The 20,835-nt window shown below is 47.3% G+C and carries 14 protein-coding genes; 11 read left to right on the top strand and 3 right to left on the bottom strand.

Annotated features, from left to right (window positions below):
- Positions 1–23 precede the first annotated feature (23 nt).
- Together NDI33_RS01175 and NDI33_RS01170 are read left to right on the top strand one after the other, a co-directional pair.
- Positions 24–1,409: a DegT/DnrJ/EryC1/StrS family aminotransferase gene (locus NDI33_RS01175; RefSeq protein WP_190678332.1), complete on the top strand. Its 1,386-nt coding sequence runs from the start codon at positions 24–26 to the stop codon at positions 1,407–1,409.
- Between the two features lie 193 nt (positions 1,410–1,602).
- Positions 1,603–1,791, top strand: coding sequence for a hypothetical protein (locus NDI33_RS01170; RefSeq protein WP_190411487.1), 189 nt, complete (start codon positions 1,603–1,605; stop codon positions 1,789–1,791).
- A 320-nt stretch (positions 1,792–2,111) separates the two neighbouring features.
- Here the strand turns inward: NDI33_RS01170 and NDI33_RS01165 are convergent, their stop codons facing one another.
- Both NDI33_RS01165 and NDI33_RS01160 read right to left on the bottom strand, forming a co-directional pair.
- Positions 2,112–3,512: an AtzE family amidohydrolase gene (locus NDI33_RS01165; RefSeq protein WP_190678330.1), complete on the bottom strand. Its 1,401-nt coding sequence runs from the start codon at positions 3,510–3,512 to the stop codon at positions 2,112–2,114.
- The gene (locus NDI33_RS01160) at positions 3,509–3,694 is read right to left on the bottom strand and encodes a DUF4089 domain-containing protein (RefSeq protein ID WP_190411431.1); all 186 of its coding nucleotides are present in this window, start codon (positions 3,692–3,694) and stop codon (positions 3,509–3,511) included. Before NDI33_RS01160 ends, NDI33_RS01165 begins: the two co-directional genes overlap by 4 nt.
- 421 nt (positions 3,695–4,115) lie before the next feature.
- Between NDI33_RS01160 and NDI33_RS01155 the strand changes: the two genes are divergently transcribed.
- The 7 genes from NDI33_RS01155 (at position 4,116) to NDI33_RS01125 (ending at position 15,960) form a co-directional block, all read left to right on the top strand.
- Positions 4,116–7,481 carry a PAS domain S-box protein gene (locus NDI33_RS01155; protein ID WP_190678328.1) on the top strand — a complete coding sequence of 1,122 codons (3,366 nt, stop codon included), beginning with the start codon at positions 4,116–4,118 and terminating at the stop codon, positions 7,479–7,481.
- 70 nt (positions 7,482–7,551) lie between these two features.
- Positions 7,552–8,013: a response regulator gene (locus NDI33_RS01150; protein WP_190411433.1), complete on the top strand. Its 462-nt coding sequence runs from the start codon at positions 7,552–7,554 to the stop codon at positions 8,011–8,013.
- Between the two features lie 204 nt (positions 8,014–8,217).
- A complete protein-coding gene (locus tag NDI33_RS01145; RefSeq protein ID WP_190678326.1) occupies positions 8,218–10,872 on the top strand; it encodes a response regulator in 2,655 nt (884 codons plus the stop codon).
- A 590-nt stretch (positions 10,873–11,462) separates the two neighbouring features.
- Positions 11,463–12,791, top strand: coding sequence for an ABC transporter substrate-binding protein (locus tag NDI33_RS01140; protein ID WP_190678324.1), 1,329 nt, complete (start codon positions 11,463–11,465; stop codon positions 12,789–12,791).
- Positions 12,792–12,912: 121 nt separating this feature from the next.
- Positions 12,913–13,824, top strand: a complete 912-nt coding sequence (locus NDI33_RS01135) for an ABC transporter permease subunit (RefSeq protein WP_190411436.1) — start codon at positions 12,913–12,915, stop codon at positions 13,822–13,824.
- A gap of 81 nt (positions 13,825–13,905) precedes the next feature.
- Positions 13,906–14,712 carry a carbohydrate ABC transporter permease gene (locus NDI33_RS01130; protein ID WP_242028893.1) on the top strand — a complete coding sequence of 269 codons (807 nt, stop codon included), beginning with the start codon at positions 13,906–13,908 and terminating at the stop codon, positions 14,710–14,712.
- A 147-nt stretch (positions 14,713–14,859) separates the two neighbouring features.
- A complete protein-coding gene (locus NDI33_RS01125; RefSeq protein ID WP_190678322.1) occupies positions 14,860–15,960 on the top strand; it encodes an ABC transporter ATP-binding protein in 1,101 nt (366 codons plus the stop codon).
- Between the two features lie 202 nt (positions 15,961–16,162).
- Here NDI33_RS01125 and NDI33_RS01120 read toward each other — a convergent pair whose 3' ends face one another.
- On the bottom strand, positions 16,163–17,980 hold the full coding sequence (locus NDI33_RS01120; protein ID WP_190678320.1) for an iron uptake porin: 1,818 nt from the start codon (positions 17,978–17,980) through the stop codon (positions 16,163–16,165).
- Positions 17,981–18,506: 526 nt separating this feature from the next.
- Between NDI33_RS01120 and NDI33_RS01115 the strand changes: the two genes are divergently transcribed.
- Together NDI33_RS01115 and NDI33_RS01110 are read left to right on the top strand one after the other, a co-directional pair.
- Positions 18,507–19,061: a DUF2808 domain-containing protein gene (locus NDI33_RS01115; RefSeq protein ID WP_190526853.1), complete on the top strand. Its 555-nt coding sequence runs from the start codon at positions 18,507–18,509 to the stop codon at positions 19,059–19,061.
- 480 nt (positions 19,062–19,541) lie between these two features.
- Positions 19,542–20,807, top strand: coding sequence for a GTP cyclohydrolase II (locus tag NDI33_RS01110; RefSeq protein ID WP_190678318.1), 1,266 nt, complete (start codon positions 19,542–19,544; stop codon positions 20,805–20,807).
- Positions 20,808–20,835 lie beyond the last annotated feature (28 nt).

Below are 20,835 nucleotides of genomic sequence, written 5' to 3'. Positions count from 1 at the left end.
AGGAATTAAGCTCCGGGCGGGTAATGCGACTGGTGAAAGATGTGACAACCAACTTATCGTTAGCGTCGAGCTTAAAGTCGCCTGTAACAAGGTTGAAAGTTTATCCTAGATTGCGTCTGCATATTAGCTTTGCCGACCTTGCAGCAAGTCTTTTTTCCTTTCTTTACTTCCCAAACAGAGAGCAAATCATCCGAGAGATTCAATTTGATTGGCTGGGGCGAGAACTTTTAGAAACACAATACGATCGCGTCAAAATTCTCCCTAAGCCTGGATTTAAGCGTAGATGGGACGAAGAAATTGATGAGTGTAGAAAGGTTCTAGTTACGCTTTCAGTCAGAACAGCTCTCGACCTGCTGCTACAGTCATTAAACCTTCCTGCTGGATCGGAAGTCTTGATGAGTAGTGTCAATATTCGGGATATGGTTGAAGTGGTGAAACGGCACGGGTTAGTGCCGATACCCGTTGATATTTCTTTAGATACGCTTGCACCCGATCTCAATTTACTGGAATCTCTGATTTCGGAAAAAAGTAAAGTTTTGATTGTGGCACATTTATTCGGCTCGATTATCGATCTAAAGCCTTATGCCGAACTGTGCAAGAAATACCAGATTTTCTTAGTAGAGGATTGTGCCCAAGCTTTTGCTGGTGACAAATATCACGGTTATCAGGATGCGGATGTAAGTTTATTTAGTTTTGGCCCGATCAAGTCCTGTACCGCGCTTGGGGGAGCGATCGCTATCATTCGGGAGCGAGCGATCGCTCAAAAGATGCAAGATATCAATCAACAGTATCCCTGCAAGAGTGAGCCTTGGTTTTTTCAACGCATTCTTAAATATTTGTGCTTAAAGCTTTTTTCTATTCCTTGGTTGTATTACCACGTACTTGTTTTTTTTAAATCCTTGGGAAAGAATCTCGACTCTGTAATTAACTCTTTGACACGGGGGTTTTCTCAAGGAGACATTCTGGAAAAAATTAGGTATCGTCCTCCAACTCGGATGCTAGTTCTTTTAAAACGGAGATTAAGAACCTGCGATACCCAATGGTTTGAAAGACGGTCAAAAAATGCCCGCAAATTTCTGTCTCTTCTCAAACCCGAAATTCCTTGCCCCGGAAGCCAAACTGAGTACAACTCGTTTTGGGTTGTTCCCATACTGGTTTCAAATCCCCCATCGGTGATGGCAAAGCTTAGAGAGCAAGGTTTTGACGCCACTCAAGGAAATACCAGTTTGACCTTTATAGATATAGATATAGATAACGCTTCGTCAGGTGACAAACCAGCGACTGAAGCAGCTGGGAATGCACAACGGCTGATCCAGCATGTGCTTTACCTGCCGGTGTCTGAATCTTTACCGGAAAATGACCTAGTGTGTCTTGCACAATTAATCAATTCCATGAAGTGTGCCCCATGACAGCAAAAATGTAAGGGCGACTAGGCGGACTGAATACGCACATATCCCCAAGCTTGAGGCGGTGGGACTAAATTCGCATACATCAGGATGCTCCTCCCAAAGCATGATTTTTATTATGAAATTGAAATTCTGTCAAGATAATTAAAAAAGATGTTATATTAGTTTACATAGGTTCACACGAGGTTACACATTCATGCGATACACCAATAAAGAAGGGAATACCCTAACCCTCGATGAGTGTATGACTGCCGACAGCTTCTTTATGGAGGCTGATGTGTATGTCGGCGAACCACTAGAGATGCATTTCGACGAAAAACAAGAGCTAAAAGCAGGCAAGAAACCGAAGAAAGCAGTAGCAGCCAATCCAAGCGATCGCACATAAACCGCTCCCTACGAAGGTGTAATGGCTTTACTGTTGCAGAAACTTCAAAAATTAAAGAATTCTGGAAGTGTTACAGAGTGGTTGTTAGAGCGATTGACACCCATAGCAAGATCGGGGGTTTGAAAAAGCTCAACACGGCTAAAACACTTTCCTAAACCGGATATCTCTTCTCTAGACATTAACCTCGGCATACACAACCGAGGTTTTTTCTTGGGATACCCTTTAACTTTTGGGCAACGATAGATCAGAAACCCCCGTACCCCGACGTTATCAGGGATGGGATTTCTAAAAACTGAATCTCGATAACGAGATGTATCGGGTTAAGCGCGATCGCCATTTGCAATCGGTGCTGAAATGATACCCTGTGCCTCCAGTACCGCCGCCACCCGGAGAATCAGCGTCTCGTTGTAAGGTGCGGCGATGATTTGCACTCCTAAAGGCATGGCATCGGGGCGATGAATGGGGACAGAGAGAACCGGCAAACCAATAAAAGATAGGGGTTGCGTGAAGAGTCCTAGGTGGGGACGGACTAGCACCTCCTCGCCAGCGATCGCCATTTTTTCTTGTCCAATCGGAGGGGCAATGCAGGGAGTGGTTGGGGCGAGAATGATATCAACCTCGCTGAAGATTTCCCGAACGCGATCGCGGTACCATTGCCGAAATCTTTGCGCCTGAATGTACCAGCTTGCCGGAATCAGGGCACCGGCTAGAAAGCGATCGCGGGTTGCCGGATCGAAATCTTGAGGACGCGATCGCAAGGAAGCTAAATGCAGATTCGACCCTTCACTCGCCGTAATCACATACGCCGCCGCCCTTGCCCGATGGGGTTCCGGGATGGTGACAGTTTCTTGCACGCCTAACGCCCGCGCGACATTAGCAACCGCTTCCAACGCTTCTGGTTCTGCACCTTGGGCAAAATAAACATCCGCCACGGCAATTCGCAACCCCTCAATGCTCCGTTTGAGGTACGGCAAGCACGGTTCTGGGGGGCGAGTTGTACAAACCGGATCTCTGGCATCTGCCCCTTGCAAGACATCAAAAACGGCAGCTAGGTCGCGCACAGAACGGGCAAACGGCCCAATATGATCGAAGCTACTCGAAAACAATCCCGCGCCTGCTCTTGACAAACGCCCATAAGTCGGCTTAAAGCCGAAAACCCCGCAAAATGCCGCAGGAACGCGGATCGAGCCGTTCGTATCCGAACCCAGCGTCAGCGGCACTAACCCAGATGCCACAGCCGCCGCAGAACCTCCAGAAGAACCTCCGGTAACGCGAGTCAGATCGTGGGGGTTTGCTGATGTACCGTAGTGGCTGTTTTCAGTGACAAAGCCGTAAGCGTACTCATCCATGTTCAACGCCCCGACTAGCACGGCACCCGCTTGTTTGAGTTTGGCGACGGCGGTGGCGTCTTGGATCGCTGGAGGATTTTCGGCGTTAATTTTTGCGCCTGCGAGGGTGGTTAAACCCGCGATATCGAAGAGATTTTTAACGGCGAAAGGTACCCCTGCTAAAACACCCGGATCGTCGCCTTGAGCGATCGCGCGATCGATGGTTTCGGCGTCTGCAATTGCCGTCTCAGCCGTAACAGCCGTAAAACAGTTCAGCGTCTGATTCTGGTCGGCAATTCTCGCCAAGGTAGCAGCAACGACGGCTTTTGCTGAAACTTCAGAATTCCGCACGGCATAGGCAATTTGAGTAGCGTCAGGATAGGCTTGGCTCATGGTTGAAACACGGGTGCGGCTTCGATTTCATCGGGCAGAGGAAACTCGTTGACGAGTTGCGCGATCGCGGCAATTTTACTCAGATTCTCCACCACACCTGGATGGTGTTCTGGAGCCAGTGGCAAATCAATTAATTTTGCCATCAAATTGACATATTCTTCAGCGATGTCGTCAGTGGTCATTGCGGAAAAGAGAATGGCTAATGGTGCGGATTACTTGGGCAGATCCCCGATTAGTTCGATGAAAGCATACTAACTTTCGCGGAGGGTTTGCATAAGTTTATTCAGATGCGAACTCTATGCGCCAAGTATTTTTTTGTTTTCATGTCGTTTTTATCAACTGAGTTTAATTTAAATTTTATGAATAAATTTCCAGAGCGATCGCATTGAATGAACGAGATTCGCGTGAATTTAGACACTAAAACCCAAAGATACCGGGAAAAAGTGGCGAGTTGCGATTTTGAGCGCGATCGCTGCTAATCATTACGAATCATAACAACTCAATAAATAATCCATAAGGTGAATGCCAAAAAATTGTCATCTACCTTAGGGTTAAAAAAGCCTTGGTGATAGGTGCGCTTTGGATTTCGATCTTGAAAGGTTCATGCTGAAAGTAACACGCTCCCAACTCTTGAGCTATGGCGTGGTTGTATTGAGTGTGGTGGTAGCTCTGCTACTGACACTCCTGTTACAGCCACTGATGGGACCGCTCATTTTCCCCTTCTTTTATGCAGCAGTGTCGATTAGTGCCTGGTATGGTGGCATGGTTCCGGGGCTGCTAGCTGCAATTTTATCGGCTTTCGTTACCAATTTCCTCTTCTTAGGGCCGCTCTATTCTTTAAACGTTGCCAGCACGAGCCTTGTAGTGCGACTGGGTGTATTTATTCTTGTGACGTTCCTGATCAGCTCGCTGAACTCAGAACTACACACTGCAAAACAGCGGCTAGAGACGAGTCTGCTGAAGCTACAGGCAAGTGAGAAGCGCTATCGTCGCCTCATCGATACTGCCAACGAAGGCATTTGGACAATCGATACCCAAGGACAGACAGACTACGTCAACCAGCGGATGGCGCAAATGCTGGGATATAGCGTGGAGGAAATGCGCGATCTCTCAATTTTCGACTTTGTGGATGAAGCATCGCGCGGAGAGGCACTGCAAAAAATACCACAACCCAACCCAGGCGTCACTGCTCAATATGACTGGCAATTTCGCCGTAAAGACGGCTCGAATCTCTGGGCAATTGTATGCACCAGTCCAATTTTCAGCGACATAGGAGAATTCCTCGGCACCCTTGCCATGATTACCGATGTCAGCGATCGCAAGCAAGCAGAGTTTGTCCTACAGGAGTCCACCCGTCGCGTTACGAACATCCTAGAGAGCATCACTGATGCGTTTGTCGCCTTGGATCGCCAGTGGCGGATCGCTTATGTAAACCATGAAACGGCGAGGCTCAACGGGCAAAAGCCGGAGGAAATCATTGGCAAAACTCACTGGGAGCAATGGCCTTGGTCAGTAGGGACGAAAGTTGAGAGAGAATATCGACGGGCAATTGCCGAGCAGGTGGCTGTCCATTTCGAGGTGTTCTACGAGCCGTTAAACATCTGGTTGGAGATCCATGCGTATCCTTCCGAAGACGGGCTGGGCATTTATTACCGGGACATCACCGAGCGCAAGCAAGCGCAGGAGGCGCTGCAAAAAAGAGAAGATGAACTCCGCCTGATTACAAATGCCTTGCCCGTCCTGATTGCCTATATCGATTCAGAACAGCGCTATTGCTTTCACAACAAAGCCTATGAAGAATGGTTCGGGGATTCTGGCACGCAAGTGAATGGAAAGCACGCTCGGGAGGTTCTAGGCGAAGCCGCTTATGAAGCGACTCGTCCGTATATTGAGACGGTCTTGTCAGGAAAACAAGTTACTTACGAAACCAAACTCCCGTATAAAGATGGTGGTACCCGCTACATCAGTGCCACTTACATTCCCCAGTTTGACAGTCTTGGGCAAGTTGAAGGATTTGTCGGCTTAGTCAGCGATATTAGCGATCGCAAAGCGGCTGAGGAAGCGCTGCGTCGCTCGGAAGAACGCTTCCGTAGACTGTTCGACTCTAACCTGAGCGGCATTGCCTTCTGGAATTTGGATGGTTTCATCACCGAAGCCAATGACGCTTACCTCCGCTTGGTTGGCTACACCCGCGAAGAATTTACCGAATTGGGAAAAATCAGTTGGAAAAACCTAACGCCCCCAGAGTACCAACACGTAGATGAGCGAGCGATCGCAGAGGTTCTAGCAACGGGAGTTTCCAATATTTACGAGAAAGAGTACGTCCAACGGGACGGCAAGCGAGTGCCGATCGTTCTGGGGATTGCCTTGCTCAACGACTCCCAACAAGAGGGTGTAGCTTTCGTACTGGATATTAGCGATCGCAAACAAGTGGAGGCAGAACGCGCCCTGCTGTTTTCCTTGGAGCAAATCGCCCGTGCAGAAGCAGAAGCCGCTAGAGAGGAAATCTCCAATATTCTCGAAAGCATCACCGACGGCTTTCTTGCCTTCGACAACCAGTGGCGCTTCACCTACCTCAACCACGAGGGAGCCAAAACTTTGGGTCATTCTCCTGAAGAACTTCAGGGCAAGAACTTGTGGGAAGAGTTCCCAGAACTTGCAGACACCAACTTCGGTCAGCTTTACCAGCGGACAGTTGCCGAGCAAGTACCGATGGAACTGGAAGACTATTACCCACCATTCGACGCTTGGTTTGTCGCCCGCGCTTACCCGACTCAAGCCGGAGGACTATCGCTATACTTCCGGAACATTAGCGATCGCAAAAAAGCTGAAGCCGCATTAATCGAAAGTGAGGAACGCTTTCGCCTAATGGCAGACACAGCTCCCGTCTTGATTTGGATGTCTGGTTTAGACAAGCACTGTGACTACTTCAATAAACCCTGGCTAAACTTTACCGGCAGGGCTTTGGAACAAGAGATGGGCAACGGTTGGATGGAAGGAGTCCATCCCGACGATCTCCAGTTTTATTTAGATACTTATGTAAATGCGTTTGATGCTCGTCAAGATTTCAAAATGGAATATCGTCTCAGACGTTTTGATGGGGAGTACCGATGGCTTCTAGACATTGGGATTCCCCGATTTACACCGGATGGCAGTTTTGTGGGTTATGTCGGCTCGTCTATCGACATTAGCGATCGCAAAGAAGCTGAAGCATCGATTCGACAACTCAATGAAAAATTAGAAAAACGAGTCCAAGAACGGACTGCTCAACTAGAAGCCGCTAATAAAGAACTTGAATCTTTCTCCTACTCGGTTTCCCATGACTTGCGGGCACCACTTCGCCATATTAGCGGTTTCGTGGACTTGCTCCTAAAACGGCTGGGTTCAACCACCCTCGATGAAACCAGTCTGCGTTATCTCAAAACGATTGCCCAGACCACTAAACAAGCCGGAGTTCTCGTCGATGAACTGCTCGCTTTTTCCCGCATGGGGCGCACTGAGATGCGCTATGCATCGATTAATATGGATCGGCTGGTTCGAGAAGTCCAACGCGATCTAGAGCCGGAAATCAATCACCGGGCGATAACTTGGCAACTTGACCCCTTACCGGAAGTCCAGGGCGACCCTTCCATGTTACGGCTGGTACTCCGCAATCTAATGGCGAATGCTGTTAAGTACACGCAGACACGCACCCATGCCGAAATAGAAATTGGCAGCACTGACAATGAGTCTGAAGTTGTCTTTTTTATTCGGGATAATGGCGTAGGATTCGATATGCAGTACGTACACAAACTTTTTGGCGTATTTCAGCGCCTGCACAGCGAGCAAGAGTTCGAGGGGACTGGCATTGGATTAGCCAACGTCCAACGAATTATCCATCGTCATGGCGGTCGAACCTGGGCAGAGGGTGCAGTAGAGGGTGGAGCAACTTTCTACTTCTCATTGCCAAAATTGGCAGGAAAATCATGAAAATTAAAAAGGCAAAATTAAAAATTAAGAATAATAAATTTTTTAATTTTTAATGGATACAGGGGGATGAATGAAGGAATTGAAACGAATTTTGCTAGTTGAAGATAGTCCCAACGATGTTGAGTTAACACTCGCAGCCCTAGAGGAAAACCATCTAGCGAATGAAGTGGTGGTCGTGCGCGACGGGGAGGAAGCGTTAGATTATCTCTATCGACGGGGGATTTTTAAGCTGCGGATTGAAGGGAATCCGGTCGTGGTACTGCTAGATCTAAAATTACCCAAAGTGGATGGGCTGGAGGTGCTAGCACAGTTGAAGTCTGACCCTACGATGAAAGTAATCCCAATCGTCATGCTGACTTCTTCACGGGAAGAGCAAGATCTGATTAGGAGTTACGATTTAGGGGTGAATGCTTATGTTGTGAAGCCAGTTGATTTTCATGAATTTGTGAACGCCATCAAGGAAATCGGGCTTTTTTGGGCAATCGTCAATCAGCCACCACCTGGTTCTTTACCCATTGCCTGTACTGTCTAAGCAGGTAGAAGAAATTAAGCATTCATGATGGAGTTTATTCATGAAAACAAGGGATTATAAACGAAAAATTTTTAAGTTATGAGTTTTAAATTTGGAATCAAAAAAAAATCTAATCACTCAAAATCAAAACTTTCGTTTTCAGCTTTAAGCAGTAATGTTGATTTCCACGGTTGCGCTGAATAATCAAAAAAAGGTTTGAGTCCAGTGAAAGTACTGCGTATCCTCCTACTCGAAGACAGTCTGCTAGATACAGAACTCATCTATGCGAATTTAAGCAATGGTGGGATTGACTGCGAGTTGGTGCAAGTAGAGACGCGCACTGACTTTGTTACAGCACTAGAAACAGACTCTTTTGACTTGATTCTCTCAGATTACTCGCTGCCGTCGTTTGATGGCATCTCAGCGCTGAAAATCGCTCGCTCCCTTTGTTGCGACGTGCCATTTATTTTTGTCTCGGCGACGATTGGGGAGGAATTGGCGATTGACACTCTGAAAAACGGTGCCACAGACTACGTGGTGAAGCAACGGCTAGAGCGACTGGTGCCATCAGTCATGCGAGCTTTGCGAGAAAGCCAGGAACGCAGCGATCGCAAAGCTGCCGAACAAGACCTGCACAAAAGCCACGAGCGGCTCAAGCTTCTCTCTGAAACGGCAAGCAAGTTACTGTTGAACGATCGACCGCAAGAACTGATCGACAACCTATTTCAAGAACTTTCTTCTCATCTAGGACTTGAAGTTTATTTCAACTACTTGGTCGATCGGGAAAAACAACTTCTGCATTTAAACTGTTGTGGTGGAGTTTCCGAGCAAGTTTCCCAAGAAAGAGAGTGGTTGGATTTGGGTGAAACTGTGTGTGGACGTGTCGCTTTAGAGCGTCACCACATCGTCGCAGAGAACATTCAGCAATCGACAGACCCGAAAATAGAAATGGCGCGATCGCTAGGGATGACAGCTTATGCTTGTCACCCGTTACTTGCCCACGGTCAGCTCATGGGAATCCTTTCTTTTGGCACCCGCAACCGCATCCGTTTCGAGCCGGATGAAATTGAATTGATGAAGGTTGTTTGCGATCAGATAGCGATCGCATTAGAACGCGCCCAAATGTTAACCCGTCAACGGCAATATACCAGCCGTTTGCAACGCCTCGCAGAGGCATCCGTTTCCATCAACTCAACCCTATCTCTCGAAGAGTTGCTACGGTTGATTACGGAGCAGTCCCGCGACATTATTGGGGCACATCAGTCAGTCACAAGCTTGACGCTAGACGAGAACTGGGCACAGGCGATTAACTCAGTCTCTCTGTCAGATAAGTACGCGCAGTGGCGAGATTACAGTGAAACAACTGATGGTTCTGGCATCTATGCACTGGTCTGTAGCATGAAGCGCCCGATGCGGATGACGCAAGCCGAACTAGAAGCACATCCAGCTTGGCGAGGTTTTGGGAAGGCGGCGGACAACCACCCACCCATGCGGGGTTGGCTGGCTGTTCCCCTGATCGGTCGCAATGGACAAAATATCGGTTTAATTCAGCTTTCCGACAAATACGAGGGGGAATTTACCGAAGAGGACGAAGCCATCCTGGTACAAATGGCTCAGATGGCATCGGCGGCGATTGATAATGCACAGCTTTACCAAGAATCTCAGCAAGCGAATCGCATGAAGGATGAGTTCTTGGCGATACTTTCTCACGAGTTGCGATCGCCGCTCAACCCAATCCTCGGTTGGACGCAACTACTCCGCACCCGAAAGTTTGACCAAGCTACCACCACTCGTGCGATTGAAACTATCGAGCGCAATGCTAAGTTGCAGACACAGCTCATTGATGATTTGCTGGATGTCTCGCGGATCATCCGCGGAAAAGTCGGTCTAAATATCTCCCCAATCAACCTAGTCTCTACCCTTGAGGCAGCTATCGACACGGTGCGTCTGGCGGCTGACGCGAAATCGATTCAGCTTCAGTCTTTCCTCGATCCATCTGTAGGGCTGGTTTCGGGCGATTCCAGCCGCATACAACAAGTTGTTTGGAATTTGCTCTCAAACGCGATTAAGTTTACGCCGGAAGGCGGTCGTGTTGAGATAAGACTGTCAATGGTCAGCGGTCAAAAGTCATTCGCCAACGAACGCGAACTCATGACAAATGAAGGACTCAGGACTTATCGCAACTATGCCCAAATTCAAGTCCTCGACACCGGGAAGGGCATCCGTGCTGACTTTTTGCCCCATGTCTTTGATTACTTCCGACAAGCGGATGGCTCAACGACTCGGAAGCACGGTGGACTGGGACTCGGTTTGGCAATCGTGCATCATTTAGTAGAACTGCACGGTGGGACTGTCTACGCAGAAAGTCCGGGCGAAGGACAGGGAGCAACTTTCACAGTAATATTGCCACTTATCAAGAGTGAGGCGAAAAAACTAACAATGGAAGAAGATGTTTTATTGGGTTCTGAATCCTCCGTCGGCAGCGCTTTACTCGATGGCGTGCGAGTACTGGTTGTGGACGATGATACTGACACGCGGGAATTTCTGACCTTCATGCTGGAACAATATGGCGCTGAAGCGATCGCAGCGGCATCGGCACAAGAAGCATTTGAGCGAATCCCTCAAGTCAGACCGGATGTTCTGGTGAGTGACATTGGGATGCCGGACGAGGATGGCTATTCTTTGCTTGGGAAAGTGCGGAAACTGGATGCCACCCAAGGAGGAGAGACTCCGGCGATCGCGCTGACTGCCTATGCGAGGGAAGAAGACCGCACGCAGGCTCTCTCGGCAGGCTTTCAGATGCATTTGGCGAAGCCAGTTGAGCCAGATGAATTGGCGAATGTGGTTGCAAAGCTGGCGGCAAGCACTTCAAATCGATAACTGCTAATTCTAATAGATGAATATCAATAGAAATTGTGGTTTGTACAATTGGGTAGTTTTTCGCAGCGATCGCTAGTCTTAACCCTTAGAGTTTTTCATAGCGATCGCTAGTCTTAACCCTTCCAAGGTTAATCAAACTTTTTTTAAATTTAATAAAACTTAATCTTATATTAACGAGGATTTTACCACTTTTAGGTCTGCAACTCAAACCCCCCAGGAAAGTTTTTTGTTTATAGCTTGCTATTTCTTTGGAAGGTTGATCTCTCATTAATAAGAAATTAATTTACTGATATCAAAGCATTTTTATCTATCGGAAATAAACAGTTTGTACTCCTAGCAGAACCAGAGACGATCTCAGTTCAGCCTAGGATACGTTTCTGCAAACTTTGCCTTTTTCAAAGGAATCATCTGCATTGATGACAAGCTGAAATGTCTGTAGCACGAGCTATTTTTTTCGGGCTTCTTATCAGAGTATTAAGCAATTTTAAGCAAAGTGAGTAAGCTAGCCATCAAATAAGCCGGTTGAGAAAATTTAATTGTCTTTATTTGTTTCCCAATCAACTATTAAACCTTTGCTTGATAAAGCAACAATGTTATATCGCCAATCGGTAAACAAACTGCGAAAATTCCTACCAAACCTCCGCTCTTTGCGTCGCTTTGGGATATCTATTCTTCTTTTCTTGGGCATCGTATTGTTTAGCTGGTTCGTGATGGCTCAGCAGCCAGTCACGCTCAACCTGTTGCTGCCTGCCCCAGATGCCCCACCCTTGCAGCGGATGATCAAAGACTTCGAGGCAGAGAATCCAGGCATTCGCATCAACATCGTTGAAGGTCCTAACGCTACAAACTTGGTTGAAGACCTCTATACCTCTGCTTTCATCTTGGGAGAATCTCCTTATGACCTGGTGGTCATGGATATCATCTGGACGCCAAAATTTGCGGCGGCGGGTTGGCTGCTAGACCTCAGCAACCGGATTTCCCAAGACGAATTGGCAGCATTTTCACCCAATGATGTCGAAGGGGGACGTTACGAAGGCAAGCTGTACCGACTGCCAATTCGTTCTGATGCGGGGATGCTCTACTACCGGAAAGACTTGCTAGCAGAAGCCGGATTGCAGCCGCCAGAAACTTTTCAAGATTTGATGGCAGCTTCCAAAACCTTGCAGAAGGCAGGAAAGGTAACATGGGGCTACCTCTGGCAAGGTCGCCAATACGAAGGAGCGGTGGCAATGTTTATGGAGGTTCTCGAAGGCGCTGGTGGCTTCTGGGTGAATCCCGACACGTTAGAAGTTGGGTTAGATCGACCGGAATCCTTAAGAGCCATTGAGTTTTTGCGTAGCACCGTTCAGGAGGGGATTGCCCCGCCTGGGGTGACAACCTACCACGAAGAAGATACCCGACGCTTCTTCCAGAACGGTCAGGCAGCGTTTTTAAGAAGTTGGCCTTATGTCTGGCCTTTAGCGAATGAAGAGACTTCGCCCATCAAGGGAAAAATCGGGATTAAACCAATGGTTCACGTCCCCGGTCAAAGTGGGGCGGCTTGCCTAGGCGGGTGGGGTTTTGGAATTTCTAAATCCTCTCGACATCCAGAGGAAGCCTGGAAAGCGATTCAATACTTTACCAGTGAAGAAACACAACGGCGATTCATATTGAAAGAGGGCTATCTGCCCAGCCGACGGGCATTATTTACAGACCCACAGATTGTCGCTAAATACCCCCACTACCCGCAGATTTTAGAGGTAGTGCAAAGAGCCGTCTTACGTCCGCCGATTGCACAATATGCCCAAGCCTCTGATATTTTGCAACGCTACCTCAGTGCCGCACTCACCAACCGAACGAGTCCGGAAAGAGCAATGCAATCTGCCGCCAATGAAACGCGCCGACTCCTCAACGCGGGTCAAGCGAAACCGTCGGCATAACCAGGCAACCCTGTAAAAGGCAAAAGTAAATCAAAACAATATTTGCGGTTTCTTTTGCCTTTTCACCTTGGACTTTTGACTTTTTTAAGAGTTAGCCTTTTGAATTTTTACCTTTGACTTCATGATGAACCTGAATACAATCCGAGGTCGGGAACAACGCACGGGCTGGATTTTACTAATGCCTGCCTTGCTTGTCCTGTTATTGGTCTATGGCTACCCGATTGTCCGGGCATTCTGGTTGAGTTTGTTTACGAAGAACCTAGGAACCGAGTTGCAACCTGTCTTCGTGGGTCTGGATAATTACGGGCGGATGGCGGGGGATGGTCGTTTCTGGCAGAGTTTCTGGACAACAACAGTCTTCACTACCTCAGCCGTCATTATCGAGCTATTACTAGGGCTGGGAATCGCTCTGGTTCTGACTCAGAAATTTCGGGGAAGAAGCTTGGTGCGAACGACAGCTATCTTACCGTGGGCATTACCGACTGCTCTGATCGGTCTTGCCTGGGGTTGGATTTTTAACGACCAGTTTGGCGTTGTCAACGACATTCTCAGACGAGTGGGTCTAATTGAAGGTGGGATTAACTGGCTGGGAGATCCAACCCTGGCATTGATGGCGGTGATCTTTGCCGATGTTTGGAAAACCACGCCGTTTATCAGCATTCTGCTCTTGGCTGGGTTGCAGTCGATTTCGCCTGACCTTTACGAAGCCCATTCGATTGATGGAGCAACCCCTTGGCAAAACTTCACTAGAATTACGCTACCGTTGCTGATGCCGCAAATCTTAATTGCACTGCTATTTCGATTTGCCCAATCTTTCGGGATTTTCGACTTGATTGCGGTGATGACGGGTGGCGGGCCTGGAGGTTCGACGGAAGTGGTCTCGCTGTACATCTACTCCACCGTGATGCGCTACTTAGACTTTGGTTATGGTGCGGCGCTGGTGGTAGTGACCTTTACGTTGCTGATTGTAGCAGTAGCGATCGCTAGTTTCTTGCTCAGTCGCTCTCGTGCCAAAACTTCAGGAGCCGCTTAAGTTATGACTGTCATTCCCCAAGAACGCCCAACCGCTCCAACCCCAACCAAGGGGAAAAAGTTTTCCTGGAAAAAAATCTTAATGCCCCTGGCAGTTGCCCTGGTAGTAATCTTCTGCCTAGCGCCAGTTTTATGGCAACTGCTGACTTCATTCAAAGTCAATGAGGATATTGCCGCCGTTCCCACGGTCTATTTTCCCACTCGATACACCCTTGCTCACTACATTGAGTTATTCGTTCGTCGTCCATTTTGGCGCTACATCTTAAATAGTGCCTTCGTCTCGATTACTTCCACTGCTCTGGCTTTAGCGATTGGGGCACCCGCTGCTTACGCTCTGGCACGATTGCATCTTCGGGGCGGCAAAGTTATCCTCGCCGGTGTCCTCATCATTACTTTATTCCCTGGAATTTTGTTGTTCTTGGGACTGTTAGAAATTGTCCAGGCATTTCGCTTGGGTAACAACTATTTGGCGCTGATAATTCCTTATACCGCTATCAATTTACCGTTGACGATTTTAGTGCTGCGAAGCTTTTTCGAGCAATTGCCAAAAGATTTGGAAGATGCCGCTAAAGTTGATGGCTATAATACTTTCCAAATGCTGACGCAAATCTTACTGCCGATGACGGTTCCGGCTTTGGTCACGACTGGGATTCTCACCTTTATTTTTGCTTGGAACGAGTTTATCTTCGCCCTCACCTTTATTACTCGTGAAGATATGAAGACGATTCCGGTTGGGGCGGCTCAATTAGGCGGTGCGTCCCTATTTGAAATTCCATACGGGCCAATTGCTGCGGCAACGGTCTTGGGAACTTTGCCCCTAGTTTTACTGGTGTTGTTCTTCCAGCGCAAGATTGTCCAAGGTTTAACAGCGGGTGCTGTTAAAGGATAAAGGGATGAATTTTGAGTTTTGAGTGATGAATGAATCACTCAAACTTTAAAAATCATCCCTTTGATTCAGGCTGAGCCAGAAACCGAGGTAAAAAAACTTTCAACCTTCAACTTTCTGCAACTTTCAACCTTCAACCTGTTTAAAATCATGGCTAGACTCGAACTCCGAAACTTAAATAAAACCTATAATCCGAAAGTCATCCCGGTCAAAGACGTTAGCTTGAGCGTAGAAGATGGTGAGTTTCTCACGTTACTTGGACCTTCTGGATGCGGTAAATCTACCATTCTGCGGTTGATTGCAGGTCTAGAGGAACCCACACGCGGTCGGGTCTCCATCGGGGATAAAGATGTTACAAACTTGCGACCGGGCGATCGCGACATTGCAATGGTATTTCAAAGCTATGCCCTTTATCCTCACATGACGGTTTACGAGAATATCGGTTCTGGTCTCAAACTGCAAAAAACACCCCCGGAAGAAATTAAACAACGGGTGGCAGAAGCTTCAAGAGTATTGGGATTAGACGAATTAATGAGCCGCAAACCGGGTCAAATGTCTGGCGGACAACGGCAGCGGGTCGCCCTAGCAAGGGCTTTGGTACGCCGTCCTCATGTCTTTTTATTAGATGAACCCCTCAGTAACTTGGATGCGCTGTTGCGGGAAAACGTTAGGGCTGAAATTAAGCAACTATTTGAATCTCAACACGTTCCGGTTGTTTACGTCACCCACGACCAGACAGAAGCGATGACGCTTTCTAGTAAAGTGGCGGTTCTCAACAAGGGGGATGTGCAGCAACTTGACCCCCCCGAACGTATTTATAATAATCCGGCGAATCTATTTGTGGCGGGGTTTGTGGGCAGTCCCCAGATGAATTTGTTAACCCTGCCTTGTCAGGGAAATTCCGCCATGCTAGGGAATTCTAGAATCCCGCTGCCGGAAGTTCCAACCGTGCCGCCGCAGATTGTGTTGGGGATTCGTCCGGAAAATGTTCGCATTGCCCAACCTGAAGATAGAAACACCGTTCGGGGTCGGGTGTTTTTGGTAGAAAACTTGGGGATGAACAACTTAGTAAGCGTACGGGTTGAGGGTTCTGCTGGCGAACCCACGACAATTCGTACCTTGTTACCGACGGATCGGCGCTGGAGTGGCGAAGATATAACACTGGCATTGCCACTTCAGAATATCCACTGGTTTGATGTGCAGACGGGGGATGCTGTTTTTAGACGGCAACCGCTTGCGGTTGGGCGTTAGGCAACACTAAAGGTTCATTTTGCAATCAGAAAAAATTTTTGTTTGACTCGGTCAAAGAGCCAGGGGATTGTTTCCCTGACTCTTTGCTATGCCCCTACATCTGCGAAGACTCTACAGAGCTTGCCTGTGCTATGCACCGCTACGCTAACAAGAGATCGCGTTTCGGTAATGCTCAGAATGGTAACAGGATTAAAACACTTTCTTAAAACACAAAACTGGTGCGGACGGTGCCGACATAAATTAGATCGTTGTTAGCATTGTGTTCGGGATTTGTAATTACAAAAAATCCTGGGGTAATCGCAATATTATCAGTGATTTGATAGCGGTAAAAGGTCTCTAAATGTAAGGAGGTATCGGGATCTTCGCGCCCAACAACATCATTTTCAATCGCTTTAGGCGGTTGACCAATCACGAATCCGAGCAGATTACCCAGTCCACCGACATCGGGCAAAGCAAAGCTTAAAGCCCACGTAAAGATTTTGGCATCGCTGCCTTTATGTGGATCGGATTCGGCACGAGCATTAATTAACCCTGTCCAGCCGGAAATGTTGAAGTTAGGAGAGACTTGATAAGAGGCTTGTAATCCATAAGCATTGGTAGAAAGAGCCGCACCATTAAAGGGGTCTTCGGCGTTACGACTGCCTTTGCCAGTGACGATGTTATAAGAATGAATATAAGTCAAACCCACACTCAGACTGTCTGTAGGATATAAAGTGACTTGAGCGATCGCGCCGTAACGACCCCCAAATAGACCCGTTTCCGCTTGATTGGTGTTCGATGCGAGATATCCCAAAGACAGCCGCACCGCTCGACTAATGCGATATTCTAAACCAAACCCCGTGCCTCCATTCAGGCCAAATAGCTGCGATTCTCCGGCAAAGTTAGAAACGGCAGCAAGAAGAGAATTGTTGACATAGGGATTGAGGGTAGGCGTAAAATCACCAAAGCCAATCCCGATCAGTCCAAAGTAAACGATCGCTTGCTCTGTCACCGGATACCGATAGAACAGTGCGCCAAGTTGAATGTCATTCTCGTTGTTTCCGGTGAATGAGAGTTTGGCAAAGTTGGTTCCCGTGACTTCTGCAAAGTTAGGCGTATTTTGAGCCGCTAATCGGGTTCTCAACAAGTCTTGACCAGAGAAACTGGTATCAAAATTCAATTCAACTCGGTTGCTGAGGACAACATTCGCATCGACATCCTGGTTGTTGATTTCGCCGCCACCCACTCCACTGACGGCAAACAGGATTTCTCCCCGAAGTCTGGTTGTCGTGGAAAAGCGTTGTTCTTCTAACTGAGTAACGGATGCCTCTAAGTTACCGACACGAGTTAACAAGGTTGCGAGTTCTGGTGCAAATTCGGTTTGTAATCGTTGCAGCGTCGCTAAATCTTCTTGGCTGGCAAGTTCGCCAGTTGAGGTTTGAATGAGTTGATTGATTCGATTGAGACAGGCATTTAACCCGGCGGCAAATTCATAGCGACTGAGTGCGCGGTTGCCTCTAAAGGTGCTGTCGGGATAACCTGCAATGCAACCATAGCGCTCGACTAGGGATTCCAGCGCCTGGAATGCCCAGTCTGTCGGCTGCACATCGGAAAGTTGAGTGACGGAAGTGACTTGCTCCATCGAGTCAGCTTCTAGCTCATCTAGGCTGGTTGGCTCCAAGTCGTCAGGGGTTTGCGCTATTGTTGTCGCTTTTTCGCTTAACTCTGTTTCAATAACTGATTCAATAACTGGCGCTTCCGGTAAATTTGGATTGAGATCGGCAGGAGTCGGCTCAGATAGAACGGCAACTGAACTGACATCTATGCTGATATCTATTGGTGCAAGCTCGGTGCTGTTTGCTCCTGGTGACTCCTGGGTTTCTGGGGTAGATGAGGCAATTGTTTCTAAGGAAGTGGTATTAGGTTCGGTATTGGCAATTGCTGTGGCGATCGCTTCTATAGCAACGGCACGATTGCACAATAGCAAAGCGACACCCCAGATGCCTATACCAAGTCCTAAAGCCCGGAATAGCTTAAACATAGTTCCTCCGCACACCTGTATACACGCTGGTGAAAGCGCTGAGTCGGCAAAGACAACCTGTGAAAAACTCCCTAGTTTTTCAAAATCTTTTGTAGTTAGGTTAAAACTCGGTTGTTCTCAGCTTTGCTCAACCGCGCTTTAAAAATTAATCTGTAGCTTGATTTTATCTATTATTTTCCGATTTTTAGCTGATTTGATGCAGTTATTGACATTCTGTAAACTTAGAAGCGGCGAATGAGAACTGCACAAATCTGAAGGGAATTATTAGGAGCGATCGCTCAAATCTTAAATGAAGGTTTAAAATTATATGTTCAAGGCTGAGCTACTTTTAAAATTCTTTGCTATAAAAAAGGTAAGAAAGATAAAGCATCCTTCTTAGGTAGCATTGTTACTTATCATTTTCATGAATAATTGTTGAAGATGATATACGCGATCGCTTTGCCGTAAATGGCTCTCCCTTTAGAACAGCTTTCCAAGTTCCTGAATCGCATCTACCAGACACTCGCAACCCTAGGAGGTCACAACAATGAAGCGTCTTAAGCAATTGTCTCTGGCATTAATTGCAGGCACTCTTACCTTTGGCGTCGGCGCTTCTGGAGTAAACAATCCATCAGCGCAGGCGATTCAATTCTCAAATGGCAGAAGTTCTTTTGGTGTTCCTTTTCAATTAAGTAATACCAGAACGAGTCAAGCCAGCGTCCGGTTCAGAGGCGCAAGCTATTACTTCACTTTTAACTTACCAAAAACGGCGTCTCAATCTTTAAATCGAGTAACAATTCGTCAAAATGGTGGCAATTTAGTTGAATTCGATTCTGCCAGAACTAAAGCGTTTCTCAATGAGGAACCCAAAGAGAATTGTAAGTTGGGCGAAGTAAAAGTTGACAAAAAAACTCAGGAAGTTGACCTAGTATTCGATCCCCCAATTCAACCCGGTCAAACTGTAACGGTTGCCATTGGACCCTTTGAAAATCCTAGTGTTTCTGGGATTTATAACTTTGGCGTGTCAGCGTTTCCTACAGGCGATAAACCCGAAAAGCAATTTTTAGGTTATGGTCCTTTGCGCTTTTTTGATGCTCGGTAAAGTTTGTATTATCAATAAAGCCAAGCCGCAACCGCTGGGGAGTTTTCTCTAGCGGTTTTTTCGGGAATATTCTTGACAATATAGTAATTCTCGGTTAAGCATGATTTCTCTGTATGGGCGTTGTATTGTAGTGCGGGGATCGTCTGCCGCGATCGCGCCGATCGAGCTTACTCATAAAGCCTAACTAGCGACGAAAATCCTCTAAAAACCTCAGGAGAAAAGTTAAGCACAAACGTTTGTATGGATGAATTCATGGAAGTATAGCGATAGGATTAGATTTCTATTAAGTTAATTTAAAAATCTGGAAATTGTATAAGTTTGTAGCAAATAATACTAAATGAAAGGGTAGCAACCACAAACAGATTTGGCTGTGCAGGATACTCCGAGAGCCAAAATCCCCTTGCTATGATGAGAGCTTATTTCCAATTCCCTGCGTAGATTGCCCTAGACGACATCTTGAGTGCATCTTGTGAGCTATTTATGGAAAACCCAAAAAAAGTATCTTCGCATAAGCATATTGTTTTAACATCCCATCCCGGTAAATCGGGTAAAAAATCCGTTTCCGTTCATTGGGGAGAAAGCGATCCGATTAAACGAGGACCCATTATTGGGACATTAGCGAACCCAAATCAACGGAATGCAATTGGCACGCATTCGGGATCTTATGCCGTTTATCGGGCACTTGCGATCGCATCTGGCGCACTCCAGGCAAATCACCGCGCCGATTTAACCAATACCTCTCCGGTTGTCCACATTGGGCCATATCCCAGTTGGGCAGATGCGAACAAAATTGTCTCACTCGATCCATTTGGAGCAATTGTGGGTGAAGTTTTCCCTTCATTTTATGAAGAGGGGTACGATATTCGGCCCACCATTGCTGTCACCAAAGCTCACATTAATATGCCGGAATTGCAAGATTCTGTGGCAAAAGGGCGCTTGCAAGTTGACGGTCAAATTATCAAAAATAACGGTAATTTAGTCGTCACAAAGGTCGCAATCGATCCAGTCTGGTATTTACCAGGGATTGCCAAGCGACTCAACATTGAAGAAAGCGATTTACGTCGCATTCTCTTCCAGCAAACAGGCGGGATGTTCCCAGAATTAGTAACGCGCCCAGATTTACACGTATTCTTACCACCGATTGGCGGCACGACGATTTATCTGATTGGCGATGTCGCCGCAATTACAGATCCCAACCGACTGCTTGCCGTGCGGGTACATGATGAATGCAACGGTTCAGATGTGTTTGGTTCCGATATTTGCACTTGTCGCCCTTATCTGGTGCATGGCATTGAAGTCTGCGTCCAGACAGCACAAGCAGGCGGCGCAGGGGTGATTGTCTATTTCCGCAAAGAAGGTCGTGCCTTGGGCGAAGTAACTAAATTTTTAGTTTACAATGCCCGGAAGCGTCAGGAAGGAGGCGATCGCGCAGATGCCTATTTTGCCCGGACTGAATGCGTGGCGGGACTTCAAGATATGCGGTTTCAAGAACTGATGCCGGATGTGTTGCATTGGCTAGGAATTACGCGAATTGACCGCTTGGTGTCGATGAGTGATATGAAATACAACGCGATTACAAATTCTGGTATCGAGGTAATCGAACGCATCCCAATTCCCGATGATTGGATTCCAGAAGATGCGTGGGTGGAAATTGCTGCCAAGCAAGCCGCTGGTTACTACACGCCGGGAGAGGTGCCCACTGCGACAACTCTGGCAGAAATTAAGGGACGGGGTTTAGGAGATTAGGTTTTTTAACGCAAAGGTACGCAAAGGT

This window comes from Trichocoleus sp. DQ-A1, assembly GCF_039961955.1.
GTDB lineage: Bacteria > Cyanobacteriota > Cyanobacteriia > Cyanobacteriales > FACHB-T130 > FACHB-T130.
Note: the sequence above shows the minus strand (reverse complement) of the source record. Positions and strands in the feature narration are given on the sequence as shown.

Coding starts and splice junctions, on each gene's coding strand:
- NDI33_RS01175 (WP_190678332.1), top strand. CDS start 24: ATGCGACTGGTGAAAGATGTGACAACCAACTTATCGTTAGCGTCGAGC.
- NDI33_RS01170 (WP_190411487.1), top strand. CDS start 1,603: ATGCGATACACCAATAAAGAAGGGAATACCCTAACCCTCGATGAGTGT.
- NDI33_RS01165 (WP_190678330.1), bottom strand. CDS start 3,512: ATGAGCCAAGCCTATCCTGACGCTACTCAAATTGCCTATGCCGTGCGG.
- NDI33_RS01160 (WP_190411431.1), bottom strand. CDS start 3,694: ATGACCACTGACGACATCGCTGAAGAATATGTCAATTTGATGGCAAAA.
- NDI33_RS01155 (WP_190678328.1), top strand. CDS start 4,116: ATGCTGAAAGTAACACGCTCCCAACTCTTGAGCTATGGCGTGGTTGTA.
- NDI33_RS01150 (WP_190411433.1), top strand. CDS start 7,552: ATGAAGGAATTGAAACGAATTTTGCTAGTTGAAGATAGTCCCAACGAT.
- NDI33_RS01140 (WP_190678324.1), top strand. CDS start 11,463: ATGTTATATCGCCAATCGGTAAACAAACTGCGAAAATTCCTACCAAAC.
- NDI33_RS01135 (WP_190411436.1), top strand. CDS start 12,913: ATGATGAACCTGAATACAATCCGAGGTCGGGAACAACGCACGGGCTGG.
- NDI33_RS01130 (WP_242028893.1), top strand. CDS start 13,906: ATGCCCCTGGCAGTTGCCCTGGTAGTAATCTTCTGCCTAGCGCCAGTT.
- NDI33_RS01125 (WP_190678322.1), top strand. CDS start 14,860: ATGGCTAGACTCGAACTCCGAAACTTAAATAAAACCTATAATCCGAAA.
- NDI33_RS01120 (WP_190678320.1), bottom strand. CDS start 17,980: ATGTTTAAGCTATTCCGGGCTTTAGGACTTGGTATAGGCATCTGGGGT.
- NDI33_RS01115 (WP_190526853.1), top strand. CDS start 18,507: ATGAAGCGTCTTAAGCAATTGTCTCTGGCATTAATTGCAGGCACTCTT.
- NDI33_RS01110 (WP_190678318.1), top strand. CDS start 19,542: ATGGAAAACCCAAAAAAAGTATCTTCGCATAAGCATATTGTTTTAACA.